Source organism: Bacillus sp. 196mf, from assembly GCF_003217275.1.
Taxonomy (GTDB): domain Bacteria; phylum Bacillota; class Bacilli; order Bacillales; family Bacillaceae_G; genus Bacillus_A; species Bacillus_A thuringiensis_S.
In genome coordinates, this window is sequence record NZ_QJTG01000001.1 from 346,011 (window position 1) to 364,271 (window position 18,261).

Genomic DNA, 18,261 nt, shown 5'->3' on the forward strand with positions numbered 1-18,261 from the left:
AGAACATGGAGAAAAATAAGAGTGGTACAAAAATATTGGATCGATTGATTACTTTAGTTGTTTCATATAGCATAGCATTTTCTATTTTTGCACTCGCAACAACGGCAGTTGTGTATGGAAAATGGCTGTATTATTTTGAAATTGATTTTTTAAATATTCCTGATTTAGCGGATATGACGAAGGATGAAATTAAAAGAAATTACGATGTGCTTATTACATATTTATCCCCGTTTTATGACGGAGCATTACATTTGCCAACATTAGATATGTCTACAAATGGCCGTATTCATTTTGTAGATGTTAAAAATATTTTAGTAAAGATTCAATATGTGATGTATGCGACAATTATGATTGCAGTGATAGGTGGAATTTATTTATTAAAAAAGAAAAATGAAAAGTTTTTACTGCACGGATCGATTTTAACAATCATTTTTCCGATAGCGCTTATGTTACCAATCGCTATTAATTTTGAAAAGAGCTTTGTATTATTCCATAAGCTTTTATTCAGTAATGATTATTGGATGTTTGATATTGAAACGGATCCAGTTATATTAATGCTACCAGAGGAGTTCTTTATGCATGCTGCGTGTGCTATTTTATTATTCATTTTAGGTGGTAGTATACTTTGTTATAGCTTATATAGATATTTCGTAAAAAAAGAAAAGGATGTCAAAGAAAAAATTCTCTGCTTAAAGAGAATTTTTTCTTTGTAAAACGATAATATATTTTTCGGTTTAGTTCTGTTCTATTCTTGTCCCAATTAACATATTTTGTACTAGTAGTTATAGGGGGGACCGGGATGAAGAGAACATTAATTGGATTGATAGCATTTCTAATTATAATGTTTCCGTTACGTATATATGCTGAAGAGTGGAATGAGCTAACAGGGTTGTTAGACGACTCGTTACAGTTAGTGAAGCGTAATGAAGATGAAAAAGCGGTACAAGTATTACAACTTTTCTCAGAGCAATTTTTAATGAAGGGGAATGAAAAGAAGCATGAAGTAACACCAGATCAAGTTAGAGTTATTTCTTTAGCTTACGACAAGGCGCAGCAATCGCTCTCTGAAGAAGGTTTAGGTAAGCAAGCTAAAATGGATAATGTGTTGGCATTACAACTTGCTGTTGATGCACAAGTATCGAAATATCAACCACTTTGGATGGAAAGAGAAAGGAAAGTAATGGATGCCTTTTCTCAAATGGAAAAAGCGATGGAAAAAGAAGATGCTGGGCAGTTTCAACAAACATTAAATACATTTTTAAATGAATTCAATATTATTTATCCAAGTTTAATGATTGCTTTGCCAGAAAACGAGGTACAGCGTGTAAATGTTCATTTATCTTATTTGGATGAATTTCGTAACGTTATGTTAAAAACGAAAGGTGGCCAAATGCAATTAGGGATTATTAAAGGGGATTTGCAAAAGATATTTCACACAGTAAAAAAGGATGAAATTGCACCTTCTCTCATTTGGTTTATGACAATTACTGGGGGACTTATTTTATTCACATTAACTTATGTTGGATGGAGAAAGTATAAAGGAGAGAGAGAAAAAAGAAAAAGTAATGTGCATTCTAAAAATAGATAATGTAATAAGTAAAGATATGGATTGTAAGGTTTATTCATTGACAATAGTGGCAGAAGAAAATAGAATGAGAAGTACTATAATTAAAACTTCAATGGAGGTTCATGATGTTTTATTTAATTTACTTCGCGATCATAATGATCATACCGTTGTATGCACAGTCAAGAGTACGAAGTGCCTATAGCAAGTATTCACAAGTTTATTCAACATCAGGTATGACAGGAGCGGAAGTGGCTCGAAAAATTTTAGATGAAAATGGATTATACAATGTAGCTGTGGAAGAAACACCAGGTCATTTATCAGACCATTATGATCCAACGGCCAAGACGGTTCGATTATCAACAGATAACTATTATGGACATTCAGTTGCTGGTACAGCAGTGGCAGCACATGAAGTAGGACACGCAATTCAAGATGCGCAAGATTATAACTTTATGCGTATTCGTCATTCGTTAGTTCCTGTGGCGAATTTTGGATCGAATATATCATGGGTATTTATTATGATTGGTATATTTGCGACAATGTCGAAACTATTGTTATTAGGAATTATTTTAATGGCTGCAGGTGTTGTGTTCCAACTTGTTACATTACCAGTTGAGTTCGATGCTTCAAAGCGTGCAATGCAACAAATTGAAGCGTTAGGTATCGTATCAACAGATGAATATGGCCAAGCTCGTAAAGTATTAAATGCAGCAGCATTAACATATGTAGCAGCTGCAGCTGTAGCGGTATTTGAATTATTACGTCTCGTATTAATGTATACTGGTATGCAGCGTAGCGACGACTAAAGACTATCAATTTTGATAGTCTTTTTTTGTTGTGTGGATTGAATTATATAATGTATTACAAATAGAAATAATAGAAGTAATGCGGAAAGGCGGTGGGGGAAATGAAATATCCAGACCATTTAGTAAAACAAGTGAAAGAGCGTAGTGCTCCTTATCAACTAGAAGGTTTTTTAAGTGGACAAGGTCCTGAAAATCCCAAATTTATGTTGTTAGGAGAAGCGCCTGGTGAAACAGAAATTCATAATGGGATTCCGTTTAGCGGGAGGTCGGGAAAACAATTAATGGGTTTTTTAGAGCGTATTCACGTTACGAGGGAAGAAGTATATATTACGAGCGCTGTTCGGAGTAGACCTTATAAATGGCGAGAGAAAAAAGAACGAAATGGTGAAAGCATACAAAAAAAGTATAATAGAACGCCAAATCAAGGAGAAATAGTTGCCCATGCGCCTTTGTTAGATTATGAATTAGAGAAAATAGATCCGAGGCTTATCGTCACACTTGGAAATATTGGTCTTCAACGTTTAACAGGAAAAAATAAAAAAATCACAGATGTACACGGGCAATTATTAAAACAGCCCATTCAAAAATTAAAGGATATGCAAAGTGCAGAGTTTACATGGTCAGAGAATGAATATCATGTTTTTCCAACTTTTCATCCAGCTTCCATTTTTTATAATCGGAGTTTATTGGAGCTTATTTATGAGGATTTGGAGAAGCTTAAAAGACTTGTAATAAAAAACTAGAAAAGCTAAGGCGCTTTTCTAGTTACATTTAATTATGTAAAGGGTTTTTATTTTCATCTAACGTAAATCCTTCACCAACTACATCATGTACGTCACTTACTGCAACAAATGCATGAGGATCTACAGAAGTAATAATATTTTTTAATTTCACGATTTCATTTTTAGCAACAACGCAATACAATACGTTCCGTTCCACTTTTGTATACGATCCAACAGCTTTTAAAAAGGTTGCTCCGCGCTCCATCTCAGATAAAATCTTAGCAGCAATTTCATCGTTTTTCTCTGAGATAATAGTCGCTCCTTTGGCGGCATAGGCTCCTTCTTGCATAAAATCAATGACTTTAGCCCCGATAAAAACAGCAACTAACGTATACATACCCTCGCGGTATGATAAATAGGTAAGAATAGAGACGACGATAACGACAGCATCGAACATAAACATCGTTTTACCCATACTCCAGCCAACATATTTGTGAGCTAGTCGTGCGATAATATCTACACCGCCAGTAGTCCCGCCATATTTAAATATTATCCCAAGGCCGATACCGATAAATGCTCCGGCGAATAAAGCTGCGAGTGTCATATCATTTTGCAAGTTTAAATGTAAGTTGAGCACTTCGTAACGCTGGAAAATCCATAGAAATAAAGATACGCTAAATGTGCCGATTAATGTATATAAAAATGTCGTTCTGCCAAGTAACCTCCAACCAATAAAAAATATAGGGATATTTAAAATTAAGTTTGAGTAGGAAGGATCAAACTTAAATAAAAAATACAATAATAGTGTAATACCAGTAAACCCACCTTCTGCAAGGTGGTTTTCAATATTGATATTGACAATACCGAAAGAAAATATAGCGGAACCGATTAAAATAAAAATAATATTTCGCATCTTCAATTTTGATGTCATATAGAAATCCCCCTAATTATGTAATGATTACATTGCTCCGCTGAAACGGTAAAACATAATAATAAGTAATTTCTAGTTGCTAGTGAAAATAGTAAGAACTCGATTAGTATGGGCTAATCTTTTGCAAAAAGCGCAAAAGAAAGTTTCACTTTACCCCGTTCCAACGGCTGGTAGGAGATAAAGCTCTGAAGAAAGGCGAACCAGCCGTAGGAACCCGATTGGTTCAACTAATCTTTTGCAAAAAGCGCAAAAGAAAGTTTCACTTTATTATAGTCTATCCAAAAAAGGGTCGCAAATAGGTGTTTGGCGGGGAATAATATTTGTCAAATCGCGATGAATTGGCTAACATGAAAGAGGAAGGATTAGAGGTGAATAGTATGGAAGCAAAAACGATGAAAGATATGCAGAAAGAAGTAGATGCATATATTGGTCAGTTTAAAGAAGGTTATTTCAGTCCGCTTGCAATGATGGCTCGTTTAACGGAAGAAATGGGAGAGCTTGCGAGAGAGGTAAATCATTATTATGGTGAGAAACCGAAGAAAACAACTGAAAAAGAAAGAAGTATTGAAGAAGAGCTTGGAGATGTATTATTTGTTATGATTTGTATGGCAAATAGTTTAAATATTGATTTAGAGACAGCACATAACATTGTAATGAATAAATTTAATACACGTGATAAAGATCGCTGGACACGTATTGATGAGGGAGAGAAAGAATAATGAAAGAAATTAAAGTAATTATCGCCGGACCAAGAGGACGTATGGGACATGAAGCAGTCCTTCTTATGGAAAGAACGGAACATTTTAATTTAGTAGCAGCAGTGGATTATAAGCATGGTGGTGAGAAGATTTCTGATTTACCTGGCATGCCAGCATTACATGCACCGATTTACGCTGATTTACATACTTGTTTAGATGAAGTAGAAGCAGATGTGTTGTTAGATTTAACAACACCAGAAGTTGGGAAACAACACGTTACACTTGCAGTTGAGCGTGGACTTCGTTCTGTTATTGGTACAACTGGATTTACAGAAGAAGAATTGGCACGTTTAACAGAGAATGCAAAAGAAAAAGCAGTAGGAACAATTATTGCTCCAAACTTTGCAATTGGTGCAGTTCTTATGATGAAATTCTCACAAATGGCAGCGAAATATTTCCAAGATGTTGAGGTAATTGAATTACATCATGATCAAAAATTAGACGCACCATCTGGTACAGCTGTAAAAACGGTAGAATTAATTCGTCAAAATCGTGAATCAAAGCAGCAAGGTCATCCAAATGAAGTAGAGCAACTAGCAGGTGCACGTGGTGCAAATGTAGACGGTATTCACATTCATAGTGTACGTTTGCCAGGGCTTATTGCACACCAAGAAGTAATGTTTGGTGGAGATGGACAAATGTTAACAGTTCGTCATGATTCATTCAATCGCGCATCATTTATGTCAGGTGTAAAACTATCAATCGAGACAGTAATGAACCTTGATCATCTTGTGTACGGTTTAGAAAATATTATCGACTAAAGGGGAGACAACGGATGAAAATTGCCTTAATCGCACATGACAAAAAGAAAAATGATATGGTTTCGTTTGCATACGCATATAAACCAATTTTTGAGCAACATGAATTATTTGCAACAGGAACGACAGGGCTTCGTATTATGGAAGCGACTGGATTAGTTGTAACAAGATATCAATCTGGCCCTCTTGGTGGAGATCAAGAAATTGGTGCAATGATTGCAAAAAACGATTTAGATATGGTGATTTTCTTCCGCGATCCATTAACAGCACAGCCGCATGAACCGGATGTGAATGCATTGCTTCGTTTATGTGATGTATATGCGATTCCACTTGCAACGAATATGGCAAGTGCTGAAATGTTGATGCACGCATTAGAGCGAGGAGATTTAGATTATCGTAAGTTAAGAAAATGAGGGGAACAATTATGAGTGGATTACATATATTAGCGTTTGGTGCTCATGCCGATGATGTTGAAATCGGCATGGCTGGTACCATCGCTAAATATACAAAGCAAGGGTATGAAGTAGGTATTTGTGATTTAACAGAAGCTGATCTTTCTTCCAATGGAACGATAGAGTTGAGAAAAGAAGAAGCAGAGGTCGCAGCTCGTATAATGGGAGTAAAAACGAGGCTGAATTTAGCGATGCCAGACCGTGGTTTGTATATGAAAGAAGAGTATATACGTGAAATTGTCAAGGTGATCCGTACATATAAACCAAAACTAGTTTTTGCGCCATACTATGAAGATCGTCATCCAGATCATGCAAATTGTGCAAAGCTTGTGGAAGAGGCTATTTTTTCAGCAGGAATCCGTAAATATATGCCGGAACTTTCACCACATCGTGTGGAGTCTTTTTATAATTATATGATTAATGGTTTTCATAAACCGAATTTTTGTATAGATATAAGTGAGTACCTCTCTATAAAGGTGGAAGCATTAGAAGCATATGAAAGTCAATTTTCAACAGGAAGTGATGGTGTTAAGACACCGTTAACAGAAGGATACGTTGAAACTGTGATTGCTCGTGAGAAGATGTTTGGAAAAGAAGTTGGAGTCTTGTATGCCGAGGGATTTATGAGTAAGAAACCGGTTTTATTACATGCTGATTTATTAGGGGGATGTAAATGAAATTAAAAATAGGTATTACATGTTATCCTTCTGTAGGTGGTTCTGGAGTTGTTGGAACAGAATTAGGAAAGCAATTGGCGGAACGCGGGCATGAAATTCACTTTATTACATCGGGTTTACCATTCCGGTTAAATAAAGTATATCCAAACATATATTTTCATGAAGTGACGGTAAGCCAGTACTCTGTATTTCAATATCCACCATACGATTTAGCGTTAGCAAGTAAAATGGCAGAGGTTGCACAAAGAGAAAACTTAGACATTTTACATGTGCATTACGCAATACCACATGCAATTTGTGCATATTTAGCAAAACAAATGATCGGAGAGCGTATTAAAATTGTTACAACCTTGCATGGAACAGATATTACTGTGTTAGGTTCCGACCCTTCGTTAAATAATTTAATTCGTTTTGGTATTGAGCAATCGGATGTTGTTACTGCTGTCTCGCATTCATTAATTAACGAAACGCATGAGCTTGTAAAACCAAGTAAAGAAATTCAAACGGTATATAACTTTATAGACGAACGTGTATATTTCAAACGTAATATGTCTCAATTAAAGAAAGAATACGGTATAAGTGAGAGTGAAAAAGTACTTATTCATATTTCGAATTTCCGTAAAGTGAAACGTGTGCAGGATGTTGTTGAGGCATTTGCTAAAATTGTTAAAGAAGTAGATGCGAAGTTGCTTCTTGTTGGAGACGGACCAGAATTCTGTACGATTTTACAGATAGTGAAGAATTTACATATTGAAGATCGTGTTTTATTCCTAGGGAAGCAAGATAATGTTGCAGAACTACTTGCGATGAGTGATTTAATGTTGCTTCTATCAGAGAAGGAAAGTTTTGGTCTTGTTTTATTAGAAGCAATGGCGTGTGGTGTACCTTGTATCGGAACACGGGTTGGAGGTATTCCAGAGGTTATTCAACACGGGGAAACAGGATATTTATGTGAAGTTGGCGATACAACAGGAGTGGCAAATCAAGCTACTCAGCTATTAAAGGACGAGGAACTTCACCGTAATATGGGAGAACGAGCAAGAGAAAGTGTTTATGAGCAATTTCGCTCAGAAAAAATTGTTTCACAATATGAAACGATTTACTATGACGTACTAAGGGATGACAAAAATGGAAAGATTTAAAAAAGCTAGTTCTATTATTGAGACATTAAAACAACAAGGACATGAGGCTTACTTTGTTGGTGGGAGCGTACGAGATCTTATTATCGATAGGCCGATTGGAGATATTGATATTGCGACATCTGCTTTACCAGAAGAAGTGATGGCTATATTCCCAAGAAATGTTCCTGTTGGTCTTGAGCATGGAACTGTAATTGTTTTAGAAAATGGTGAGCCTTATGAGGTAACTACTTTTCGAACAGAAAGCGAATATGAAGATTTTCGAAGACCTAGTAGTGTTCAATTTGTTCGTTCATTAGAAGAGGATTTAAAACGTCGTGATTTCACGATGAATGCAATTGCTATGACAGAAGAAGGCGAAATGGTTGATTTATTTGCTGGACAGGAAGCCATTCAACAGAGAGAAATTGTGACAGTTGGAAATGCTGCGGATCGTTTTCAAGAAGATGCCCTGCGAATGATGCGTGGTATACGGTTTGTAAGCGCGTTAGGTTTTTCATTAGAAACGAAAACGAAGCAAGCGATTGAAACGTATGGACATTTGCTAGAACATATAGCAATTGAGCGCATTACAGTAGAGTTTGAGAAATTGTTAACTGGTACATATTGTGTGAAAGGTCTCAAAGAATTAGTAGAGACGAAGCTATTTTCTCATTTGCCATATTTACAAATGTCAGAAGAGAGACTGTTAAAAGCTACGCAGTATAAATGGGATTCTTTCGAAACGGATATTGAGGCGTGGGCATTTTTCTTATATTGTATCGGAGAAGAACATCCATCTGTCTTTCTACGTCAATGGAAGTTTTCGAATAAAAAAATAAAAGATATTGTTGCAGTTTTATTGGCAATCCGTACTAGAAAGGAGAAGGATTGGGATACAGTCCTTCTTTATAAAACGGGAATTTATATCGCTGAAATGGCAGAGAGAGTATATGAAGCGATGATTGAAAGCTATGATCCTACATCTGTTAAACGAGTACAATCAATGTTTCATGCATTGCCAATCCAGGGTCGTCAAGAAATGAATGTGACTGGTAATGATTTATTAAACTGGGCAAACAAAAAGCCTGGTCCGTGGGTTGCTGACATGCTTCAGAAAATCGAGGAAGCAATTGTAAAAGGAAACGTAGTTAATGAGAAAGAGCGTATAAGGGAGTGGCTGCAAGGATGCAATCTACTATAAGAAAGCAGTTATTACAAGTTTTTTCTGAAGCGGATGGCGAGTTTGTATCCGGCCAAACGATTAGTGATAAACTTGGTTGTTCAAGAACTGCTGTGTGGAAACATATGGAAGATCTCCGGAGTGAGGGATATGAACTTGAAGCTGTGCGCCGATTAGGTTACCGAATTGCAAGTAAGCCAGACAAAGTGACTGCTAATGAAATTCAGTTAGGGCTACAAACGAAGCGAATTGGTAGAACAGTGTATTTTGAAGAAACTGTTGAATCAACGCAGCACATTGCAGCAAAACTTGCTTATGAAGGTGCAGAAGAAGGAACTATCGTTGTAGCAGAAGAACAAACAGCGGGAAGAGGTCGTTTAAGCAGAAAATGGCATTCACCAAAAGGAACAGGAATTTGGATGAGTATTATTTTACGCCCATCGATTCCAGTTCATCATGCACCGCAACTTACTTTGTTAGCGGCTGTTAGTGTTGCACAGGCAATTGAAAAATGTACAGGTGTAGACGTGGGAATAAAATGGCCAAATGACATTTTAATTCAAGGTAAAAAGGCTGTAGGTATATTAACAGAAATGCAAGCGGATCCTGATAAAATTAATGCTGTCATTATGGGCATCGGTATTAATGCGAATCAAAAGCAAGAACATTTTGATGAAGAAATTCAGCACATTGCTACTTCATTAGCGATTGAATCAGGTAAGCCGATTGTTCGTGCAGAACTTATGCAACAAATCTATTTACAACTAGAAAAATTATATGAAGAGTATTTACAAAATGGTTTCTCTGTCATTAAAATTCTTTGGGAAAGTTACGCTGTGAGCATCGGGAAAGAAATTACCGCTCGAACGATGAGAGAGACGATTACGGGGTTAGCAAAAGGAATCACAGAGGATGGTGTATTACTTCTGGAGGATCATGAGGGGAAAGTACATCATATTCATTCTGCAGATATCGAAATTAAGTAAAAGAAGTTCCTCTTTTGGAACTTCTTTTTATTTCAATATTTTTGAGTTAAATTTGTAACATGATAATAAATCCTTTTCATATTTAAAGTTCATTTCAAGATATCTTCCGTCTAGTTGGCCTGGCGTGTTATTTGACGATTACTTTGCCTTCCATTCCTTTAAGGAGATGGTATCGACAAATTAATTCATATGTACCAGTATTTTTAGGTTTCACGGTAATATTCTTTTCTTTTCCTGACTCAACTACGACGTCAATGCCGAGTTTTTTCACTGTAAAGGTGTGCTCGTTTTTACCTTTATTTTTCAATAGTAATGTTGTTGATCCTTCAAGCGGAATCGTGATGACATTTGGATTAAAGTAATCATCATTTAGTTCAACCTCAATCACGTTCATTACATCGGTGGGTTGTGTTACGACATTAACTGAGGCAAATACATGAAAGGATCCTAAAGACATCCACCATACAATCATTACAAGCAAACTGCTGAATCGAAATAACCACCTGTTCATAGACATCTGCAATTCTCCTTTGTTAAGTACTTTTCCTCAATTAACCTGCATCATTAGTTTAAGAGTTATACTATACAGTTAAATTGATTACAGAAGAAATTAACTTGGAATTTTTTAACATGCGTTGAAAAAACATGTATCTTTTCAGGATTGAATTATCTATAAAAACTTTATCCCGCTATTTACTGGGCAATAAGACCTCCACCTCAAAATTCAGCGGAAGCAAAGAAGTTAGGTGGAGATCGGGCTGATTAAAGTTTCACTTTCTAGCATATATACTCTCTTATTAAATTTCATATACCGTAATAAGAATAAAAAATTATTTTTTCAAAAAAATGTAGTAATTCCCTTTTGTAGTTTGCTATAATTAGTTCGAATGTGGGCAGTATCAGAGCGAACTGCACCATGATTCGAAGTAATACGAAAAATAATAACTTGGATTCTGCCTTGATCCAATAACGGACTGGGACAGAGGGATGAATAATGCCGACTAACACACAACCCTTCTGCCCTTTTATGGCCAGAGGGGTTTTTTATATGATTGCGGCCATCTCCTCTCTCCTGCATAAAGGAGGAGTAGTTTTTGAAAACAAAAACAGATTTTTTGAAGATGAAAGAGCAAGGTGAGCCGATTACAATGCTAACGGCGTATGATTATCCATCTGCTAAATTAGCAGAAGAAGCTGAAGTTGATATGATTTTAGTTGGAGATTCTCTTGGAATGGTTGTACTCGGATACGATTCAACAGTACCTGTAACAGTAGAGGATATGATTCATCATACGAAAGCTGTACGCCGCGGAGCGAAAGAGACGTTTATTGTAACTGATATGCCATTTATGTCGTATCACGTATCATTACAAGAAACGATGGTGAATGCACGCCGCATCGTTCAAGAGAGCGGGGCGCATGCACTGAAGGTAGAAGGTGCTGGAGAAGTTATATCAACGATTCAATATTTGACGAACGCAGGAATTCCTGTTGTAGCGCATTTAGGTTTAACCCCTCAATCTGTAGGAGTGTTGGGTGGATATAAAGTGCAAGGAAAAGATGCGGAGAGTGCAAAGAAATTAATAGAAGATGCAAAGAAATGTGAAGAAGCTGGTGCAATAGCGCTTGTGTTAGAATGTGTACCAATGCAGTTAGCAGAACTTATTTCAGAGCAACTAACAATACCGACAATTGGGATTGGTGCAGGACAAAAAGTAGATGGGCAAGTGCTTGTTTATCATGATCTTATCTCATACGGCGTGAATCGTGTGCCGAAATTTGTAAAGCAATATACATCTGTTCAAGAGGAGATTGTGCGTGGGATTTCACAATATGTTACTGAAGTAAAGACAAGGCAATTTCCTGAAGAAAAACATTCGTTCACAATGAAAGAGGAAGAATGCTTAGCGTTATACGGAGGAAAACAATAATGAAAATCGTAACTACAGTGCAAGAGATGCAGCAAATTACAAACGAACTTCGTGCAAGTGGAAAGAGTATTGGTTTTGTTCCAACGATGGGTTATTTACATGAAGGGCATGCTACCTTATTACGTAAGGCAAGAGAAGAAAATGAAATTGTAGTTTTAAGTGTATTTGTAAACCCGCTGCAATTTGGCCCAAATGAAGATTTAGATCGATATCCTCGTGATATTAATAGAGATGAAAATGTAGCAAAAGAAAACGGTGTAGATTATTTATTTTATCCGAGTGTAGAAGAAATGTATCCAGCAGAACAAACAACAACAGTAGAAGTTGTGAAGCGCACGAACGTATTATGCGGTCAACAAAGACCTGGTCATTTTGCTGGTGTTGCAACTGTACTAATGAAACTATTTAATATTACGCTGCCAACGCGTGCTTATTTCGGTATGAAAGATGCTCAACAAGTTGCAGTAATTGAAGGATTTGTAACTGATTTCAATATTCCGGTTACAATCGTACCAGTTGATATTGTAAGGGAAGAAGATGGATTAGCGAAAAGTTCTCGTAACGTGTACCTATCACAAGATGAACGTGAAGAGGCTCTTCATTTATACCGCAGCCTATGTATAGCGAAAGAAAGAATTGAGGTAGGTGAACGTAATCCGGAAATCATTACAAATCTTGTGAAAGAGTATATTGAGACGCATACGAAAGGCACTGTAGATTATGCGGATTTATATGCATATCCGTCATTAACAATGGTAGAGAAAGTCGAAGGACGAATCATTTTAGCTATTGCAGTTAAGTTTGAAAATGTAAGATTAATTGACAATATAACATTAACGGTTAAATAAGGGGGAGCACCTATGTTTCGCACAATGATGAGAGCAAAGTTACATCGTGCAACTGTAACGGAGGCAAATTTAAATTATGTAGGTAGTATTACAATTGATGAAGATTTAATGGATGCAGTAAATATTGTAGAAAACGAAAAAGTCCAAATTGTAAATAATAATAATGGTGCTCGTTTAGAGACATACGTTATTAAAGGGGAACGCGGTAGTGGTGTTGTTTGTTTAAACGGTGCTGCGGCAAGGCTTGTACAACCAGGGGACAAAGTAATTATTATTTGTTATGGGCTAGTTACGGAAGAAGAGGTTCATAAACAAGAACCCAAAATTGCAGTACTAGACGATAATAATCAAATTATTGAAATGTTAGGTGCTGAAAAAGCGGGTACGATATTATAAGTAGAAAGGCTATCTCCATTGCGGAGATAGCTTTTTTGTGCATCTTTTCATTAAGATGAGATAAAACGTGGTATAGTAACATTATATAAATTATTGTTGTTTGAAAGGTAAGAAATTGAGGTGTTACATATATGAGTAAGCGTTATGTCGTTGTTGATTTAGAGACGACAGGGAACTCCTGGAAAGATGGGAAGGATAAAATTACCCAAATTGCAGCTGTTGTAGTAGAAGATGGAGAGATATTGGAGATTTTTTCGTCTTTTGTTAACCCAAAGAGAGAGATCCCACCATTTATTACAGAATTAACAGGGATTGATGAAAGTCTTGTAAAACAAGCCCCGTTATTTCAAGATGTAGCCCCGATGATTGTTGAGCTATTACAAGGTGCGGCTTTCGTTGCGCATAATGTTCACTTTGATTGGAATTTTTTAAATGAAGAATTAAGACAGGCTGGATATACAGAAATACATTGTCCTAAAATCGACACGGTTGAATTGGCTCAAATTCTTTTGCCGACAGCTGATAGTTATAAATTACGTGATTTAGCTAAGAAGCATGAACTAGAACATGATCAACCACATCGTGCGGATAGTGATGCTCTTGCAACAGCGGAATTATTTTTACAATTTTTAAATGAAATTGAAAAGTTACCACTTGTCACGTTGCAATCGCTTTATGAATTAAGCGATGTGTTCCAAAGTGATATAGCTGATGTGCTTTCTGAAAATATTTTAAAGAAAGTAATGAATGGTAAAGAAGATATAGCGGAGTATGAAATACATCGAAATATTGCGCTGAAAAAGCGGAACTATTCCTTAAACCTTGGAGAAACGTGTTCATCAAAGTTTGATGCTTTCTTGAATAAAACGATGGATAAATTGGAATCACATATGCCAAAGTTTGAAAGAAGAGAAAGTCAACAACTGATGATGAAAGAGATATATACGGCGTTAAGAGATTCTCGTTTTTCACTAATTGAAGCCGGTACAGGAACAGGAAAGACTCTTGCATATTTGCTTCCTAGTCTTTATTTTGCAAAGAGAAAAGAAGAACCTGTCATTATAAGTACACAAACGGTACAACTCCAACAACAAATATTAGAAAAAGAAATACCGTTATTACAAAAAATAATGCCATTTTCATTTGAGGTAGCTCTTCTTAAAGGAAGAAAGCATTATCTTTGCTTACACAAATTTGAGTATGCTTTACAAGAGGAAGAAAAAAATTATGATATGGCACTTACGAAGGCGAAGATTTTAGTTTGGCTATTGCAAACTGAAACGGGTGATCAAGACGAATTAAATATTCCTGAGGGCGGAAAGTTACTTTGGAATCGTATTTGTAGTGATGCGTATAGTCCAGGCGGTATGCAAAGTAATTGGTTTAGTCGTTGTTTTTACCAGCGAGCGAAGAATAAAGCTTTATTTGCAGATATCGTTATCACAAATCATGCGTTATTATTTCAAGATTTTTCAAGTGAAGAACCGCTGTTTGCTTCATGCGAACATATTATTTTTGATGAAGCTCACCATATTGAAGAAGGTGCGAGTAGAACATTGGGTGAACAGTTCTCTTGTATGTATTTTCAATTGGTTATATCTCGTCTTGGGACGCTAGAAACAGAAGATGTACTCTCCAAAGTATATAAAATGATGAAAAAATCAGAGCAAGCATCTCGTTCAACTTTCCGTATGATAAGTTATAGTTTGAAGGAACTTAAGTTTGATGCGGATGAACTCTTCCAAATGTTACGTACTTTTATATTTAAACAAACAAAGCAAGAACAAGGAACGAATAATATGCCGCTCATCTATAGGTATAACGCAGAACTAGAAAAAGGTAAGTTGTGGGATAGTATCGTTGAATTAACAAATCGTTTTATATATGAATTAAGAAGGGTAGTAACTGCTCTTGAGAAGCAAGTGGATATATTGCAAAGTAAGTTAGAATGGGAGATGCATGTTGTAACAGGTGAATTTATGCATTTAATTGAGTTGCTGAGAAAGATGGCAGAATCATTACAGTTACTCGTATTAGAAAAGAATTCGTATGTAACTTGGATGGAGACTGAAACGAAAGGGACGATTCATTCAACAGTTCTATATGCACAGCCTGTTCATATTGGTGAAAGATTTGCTGATGAATTTTTAACAGAAAAAAAGAGTGTTATTTTTACATCCGCAACACTAACAGTTAACGATACGTTTGATTATATAAAAGAGGAACTTGGTTTACATGATTTCGCTCCAAATACTTTAAAGGTTCCATCGCCATTTCGTTATGATGAACAAATGAAATTAATGGTTTCAACGGATGTACCTTTTATTAAGCAAGTAAGTAATGAGCGATATATTGAATCTGTATCGGAACATATTGCAAAGATAGCGAAAGCCACAAAGGGCAGAATGCTTGTTTTATTCACTTCGTATGAAATGTTAAAAGAAGCGTATGCGAATTTAAAAAATAATGATGAATTAGAGGGTTATTTATTACTCACACAAAGTGTGAATAATAGAAGTCGAAGCCGTTTAATTCGAAAGTTTCAAGAGTTCGACAAATCAATTTTATTAGGGACGAGCAGTTTCTGGGAAGGGATAGATATTCCAGGAGATGCCTTAAGTTGTCTTGTTATTGTCCGTCTACCATTTACGCCGCCTCATCAGCCGATGATGGAAGCGAAAGGTGAGTGGCTAAAAAATCAAGGTGAGGATGTATTCGCTAAATTAGCGCTGCCACAAGCAATATTACGTTTCAAACAAGGATTCGGCCGCTTAATTCGAACGAATACAGATACAGGAACGGTAGTAGTGTTAGATCGTCGTTTGACGAGTTCTTCCTATGGAAAACGATTTCTACAATCGATCCCTAACGTACCTCTTTATGAAGGACCATTAGAAGAATTATTAGTACAATTAGAAGAACCATCAAATGAATAAAAATGGAAGAAAAATACGCCTGAAGTACTTATAAACTTCAGGCGTAAAAAATGTGGGTAGGAGGAATTTTATTTTTCTTACTTCTTGTATACAAAATGTGTTGGTTTTCGACTTGAAACCTTTTTTTGCTGTACATGTCCTGCTATAATAGATGGGTGATGAAGCAGGGGTTGTAAAGAATGTACTCTTATTGTAACCGCATTGCGTTCTTCTATAATTAGAAATTTTTGTGTAACGGAGGAGTTTTTTCATGGAGAAGAAAATCGAAGTACTATCAACGACGCGTATTAAATATTCGTCTGATTTGTATAAAATTGTTGATAGTTTGAATCGTACGTTAAAAGAGCAGGACCTCATGTTCGGACTAGCATTAGACGAAAAAGATAAAGAAACAGCTGTATTTACGATTTACAGAACGTAGTGATACAATGAAAAAGTGGATCTTTGCAATCATTATTGTTATCGTTGCTAGCGGAATATATGGGGCGTATGTTTATAATAAAGCAATGGGGAAGAAAATTCCAAAAGAGTCGAAATTTGTAGAAATTGCTAAAGAAAAAGCAAAGCTTACAAAGGTGAAATCTGTTGATTATTACAACGGAAAATCTGCATATATAGTCGTGCAAGGTACAGATGAAAAGGGAGAACAACTTATCGTTTGGGTGCCGGAGAAAAAAGGGGATACTGTAGTAAGGAAAAAGAGCGAAGGTATTTCTGAAAAAGAGGCTATACAAAGAACATTAGAACAAGTCGGCAATGAAAGTAAGGAATCAAAAAGTAAGCCGAAAGAGATTATGAAAGTGAAATTAGGCTTTGAAAATGATGTACCACTATGGGAAGTTACATATATTGATGATGACAATCGTTATAGTTATTACTATCTTGAATTTAAAGATGGAAAATTTTTAAGACGATATAGCATTGAAAAATAGATGTAGGGGGAACTACAAATGAAATTAGCAAAGCGAGTAGCTGCTTTAACACCGTCTTCAACTTTAGAAATTACAGCAAAGGCACAAGCATTAAAAGCAGAGGGTCATGATGTAATTGGATTAGGGGCAGGGGAACCTGACTTTAATACACCAGAGCATATTATGGATGCTGCACATAAAGCGATGTTAGAAGGGCATACGAAGTATACACCAACAGGTGGATTACAATCGTTAAAACAAGAAATTGTGAAGAAATTTACTCGCGATCAAGGTATTGCGTATGATCCATCTGAAATTATTGTATGTAATGGCGCAAAGCATGCATTATATACATTATTCCAAGTATTACTTGATGAGGGAGATGAAGTTATCATTCCAACTCCTTACTGGGTAAGCTATCCAGAGCAAGTAAAGCTTGCTGGCGGTAAGCCGGTTTATGTAGAAGGTTTAGAAGACAATGAGTACAAAATTACAGCAAAGCAGCTGCGTGAGGCAATTACAGAGAAAACGAAAGCAGTTATTATTAATTCACCGAGCAATCCAACAGGAATGATTTATAGCAAAGAAGAATTACAACAGCTTGGAGAAGTATGTTTAGAACATGATATTTTAATCGTTTCTGATGAAATTTATGAAAAATTAATTTATGGTGGCGTAGAATATACTTCAATTGCCCAGCTTTCTAATGCATTAAAAGAACAAACACTTATTATTAATGGTGTATCTAAATCTCATTCTATGACAGGATGGCGTATTGGATATGCAGCAGGAAATAAGCAGCTTATTAAAGCGATGACGAACTTAGCGAGTCATAGTACGTCAAACCCTACTTCAATCGCTCAATACGGCGCAATTGCGGCATATGCAGGCTCACAAGAACCTGTGGAAACAATGCGTCAAGCCTTTGAAGAGAGATTAAACATCATTTATGATAAATTAATTCAAATCCCTGGCTTTACTTGTATTAAACCGCAAGGTGCATTTTACTTATTCCCTAACGTAAAAGAAGCTGTAGCTTTATCAGGATATGCAACAGTTGATGATTGGGCAAAGGCTCTATTAGAAGAGGAAAAAGTGGCTCTTGTACCAGGTACAGGATTTGGTGCTCCAAATAATGTTCGTTTATCATATGCGACATCTCTTGAACAAGTAGAGAAAGCATTAGAACGTATCCATACATTTATGAAAAGTAAAGTGCAAGCTTAATTTTATATTTCATTCATGTAATATAAAAAACCTCCCTATTGATGGGGAGGTTTT

Annotated in this window: 19 protein-coding genes and 1 pseudogene; 18 read left to right on the top strand and 2 right to left on the bottom strand. The window is 36.1% G+C overall.

Annotation, left to right across the window (positions count from 1 at the left end; genetic code table 11):
* The first annotated feature begins 5 nt into the window (after nt 1-5).
* The 4 genes and pseudogenes from lit to ATL10_RS02015 all read left to right on the top strand — a co-directional run bounded on the left by lit (nt 6) and on the right by ATL10_RS02015 (nt 3,116).
* Nucleotides 6-693: pseudogene (lit, locus tag ATL10_RS02000) on the top strand (lipoprotein intramolecular transacylase Lit).
* A gap of 106 nt (nt 694-799) precedes the next feature.
* Complete coding sequence (ypjB, locus tag ATL10_RS02005) at nt 800-1,588, top strand: sporulation protein YpjB (protein WP_000831589.1); 789 nt, start codon at nt 800-802, stop codon at nt 1,586-1,588.
* Nucleotides 1,589-1,689: 101 nt separating this feature from the next.
* Nucleotides 1,690-2,373 carry a zinc metallopeptidase gene (locus tag ATL10_RS02010; RefSeq protein ID WP_011109966.1) on the top strand — a complete coding sequence of 228 codons (684 nt, stop codon included), beginning with the start codon at nt 1,690-1,692 and terminating at the stop codon, nt 2,371-2,373.
* Between the two features lie 101 nt (nt 2,374-2,474).
* Complete coding sequence (locus ATL10_RS02015; RefSeq protein ID WP_075716826.1) at nt 2,475-3,116, top strand: uracil-DNA glycosylase; 642 nt, start codon at nt 2,475-2,477, stop codon at nt 3,114-3,116.
* Nucleotides 3,117-3,144: 28 nt separating this feature from the next.
* Here the strand turns inward: ATL10_RS02015 and ATL10_RS02020 are convergent, their stop codons facing one another.
* Entirely contained in the window at nt 3,145-4,026 is an 882-nt protein-coding gene (locus tag ATL10_RS02020) for a YitT family protein (RefSeq protein WP_000202121.1), read from the bottom strand.
* A 377-nt stretch (nt 4,027-4,403) separates the two neighbouring features.
* Between ATL10_RS02020 and ATL10_RS02030 the strand changes: the two genes are divergently transcribed.
* The 7 genes from ATL10_RS02030 to ATL10_RS02060 are packed head-to-tail and all read left to right on the top strand — an operon-like array spanning nt 4,404 to nt 9,958.
* Nucleotides 4,404-4,745 carry a nucleotide pyrophosphohydrolase gene (locus ATL10_RS02030; RefSeq protein WP_002108639.1) on the top strand — a complete coding sequence of 114 codons (342 nt, stop codon included), beginning with the start codon at nt 4,404-4,406 and terminating at the stop codon, nt 4,743-4,745.
* Nucleotides 4,745-5,545: a dihydrodipicolinate reductase gene (gene dapB, locus ATL10_RS02035; protein ID WP_000658810.1), complete on the top strand. Its 801-nt coding sequence runs from the start codon at nt 4,745-4,747 to the stop codon at nt 5,543-5,545. Before ATL10_RS02030 ends, dapB begins: the two co-directional genes overlap by 1 nt.
* Before the next feature lie 14 nt (nt 5,546-5,559).
* Nucleotides 5,560-5,955, top strand: coding sequence for a methylglyoxal synthase (gene mgsA / locus ATL10_RS02040; RefSeq protein ID WP_000684765.1), 396 nt, complete (start codon nt 5,560-5,562; stop codon nt 5,953-5,955).
* 11 nt (nt 5,956-5,966) lie between these two features.
* A complete protein-coding gene (gene bshB1 / locus ATL10_RS02045; protein WP_000015660.1) occupies nt 5,967-6,671 on the top strand; it encodes a bacillithiol biosynthesis deacetylase BshB1 in 705 nt (234 codons plus the stop codon).
* Nucleotides 6,668-7,813: an N-acetyl-alpha-D-glucosaminyl L-malate synthase BshA gene (gene bshA / locus ATL10_RS02050; RefSeq protein ID WP_000768317.1), complete on the top strand. Its 1,146-nt coding sequence runs from the start codon at nt 6,668-6,670 to the stop codon at nt 7,811-7,813. The genes bshB1 and bshA overlap by 4 nt, the downstream gene beginning before the upstream one ends.
* Nucleotides 7,800-8,993 (top strand): CCA tRNA nucleotidyltransferase, encoded by a 1,194-nt coding sequence (locus tag ATL10_RS02055; protein ID WP_000439311.1) that lies wholly within the window; start codon nt 7,800-7,802, stop codon nt 8,991-8,993. The genes bshA and ATL10_RS02055 overlap by 14 nt, the downstream gene beginning before the upstream one ends.
* Complete coding sequence (locus tag ATL10_RS02060; protein ID WP_001192056.1) at nt 8,978-9,958, top strand: biotin--[acetyl-CoA-carboxylase] ligase; 981 nt, start codon at nt 8,978-8,980, stop codon at nt 9,956-9,958. The genes ATL10_RS02055 and ATL10_RS02060 overlap by 16 nt, the downstream gene beginning before the upstream one ends.
* Nucleotides 9,959-10,085: 127 nt before the next feature.
* Here ATL10_RS02060 and ATL10_RS02065 read toward each other — a convergent pair whose 3' ends face one another.
* Entirely contained in the window at nt 10,086-10,475 is a 390-nt protein-coding gene (locus ATL10_RS02065; protein WP_075716822.1) for a cupredoxin domain-containing protein, read from the bottom strand.
* A gap of 577 nt (nt 10,476-11,052) precedes the next feature.
* Between ATL10_RS02065 and panB the strand changes: the two genes are divergently transcribed.
* From panB to aspB, 7 genes are all read left to right on the top strand, one after another.
* Nucleotides 11,053-11,889 (top strand): 3-methyl-2-oxobutanoate hydroxymethyltransferase, encoded by an 837-nt coding sequence (panB, locus tag ATL10_RS02075; RefSeq protein ID WP_000851108.1) that lies wholly within the window; start codon nt 11,053-11,055, stop codon nt 11,887-11,889.
* Nucleotides 11,889-12,737, top strand: coding sequence for a pantoate--beta-alanine ligase (gene panC, locus ATL10_RS02080; RefSeq protein WP_075716821.1), 849 nt, complete (start codon nt 11,889-11,891; stop codon nt 12,735-12,737). Before panB ends, panC begins: the two co-directional genes overlap by 1 nt.
* A gap of 12 nt (nt 12,738-12,749) precedes the next feature.
* Nucleotides 12,750-13,133, top strand: a complete 384-nt coding sequence (gene panD / locus ATL10_RS02085) for an aspartate 1-decarboxylase (RefSeq protein ID WP_000490186.1) — start codon at nt 12,750-12,752, stop codon at nt 13,131-13,133.
* Nucleotides 13,134-13,264: 131 nt separating this feature from the next.
* On the top strand, nt 13,265-16,069 hold the full coding sequence (gene dinG / locus ATL10_RS02090) for an ATP-dependent DNA helicase DinG (protein WP_100910385.1): 2,805 nt from the start codon (nt 13,265-13,267) through the stop codon (nt 16,067-16,069).
* Nucleotides 16,070-16,319: 250 nt separating this feature from the next.
* The gene (locus ATL10_RS02095; RefSeq protein WP_000412179.1) at nt 16,320-16,490 is read left to right on the top strand and encodes a YpmA family protein; all 171 of its coding nucleotides are present in this window, start codon (nt 16,320-16,322) and stop codon (nt 16,488-16,490) included.
* Nucleotides 16,491-16,497: 7 nt separating this feature from the next.
* Entirely contained in the window at nt 16,498-17,001 is a 504-nt protein-coding gene (locus ATL10_RS02100) for a cell wall elongation regulator TseB-like domain-containing protein (RefSeq protein ID WP_000758740.1), read from the top strand.
* Nucleotides 17,002-17,019: 18 nt separating this feature from the next.
* Nucleotides 17,020-18,207: an aspartate transaminase AspB gene (gene aspB / locus ATL10_RS02105; RefSeq protein ID WP_000761571.1), complete on the top strand. Its 1,188-nt coding sequence runs from the start codon at nt 17,020-17,022 to the stop codon at nt 18,205-18,207.
* Nucleotides 18,208-18,261 lie beyond the last annotated feature (54 nt).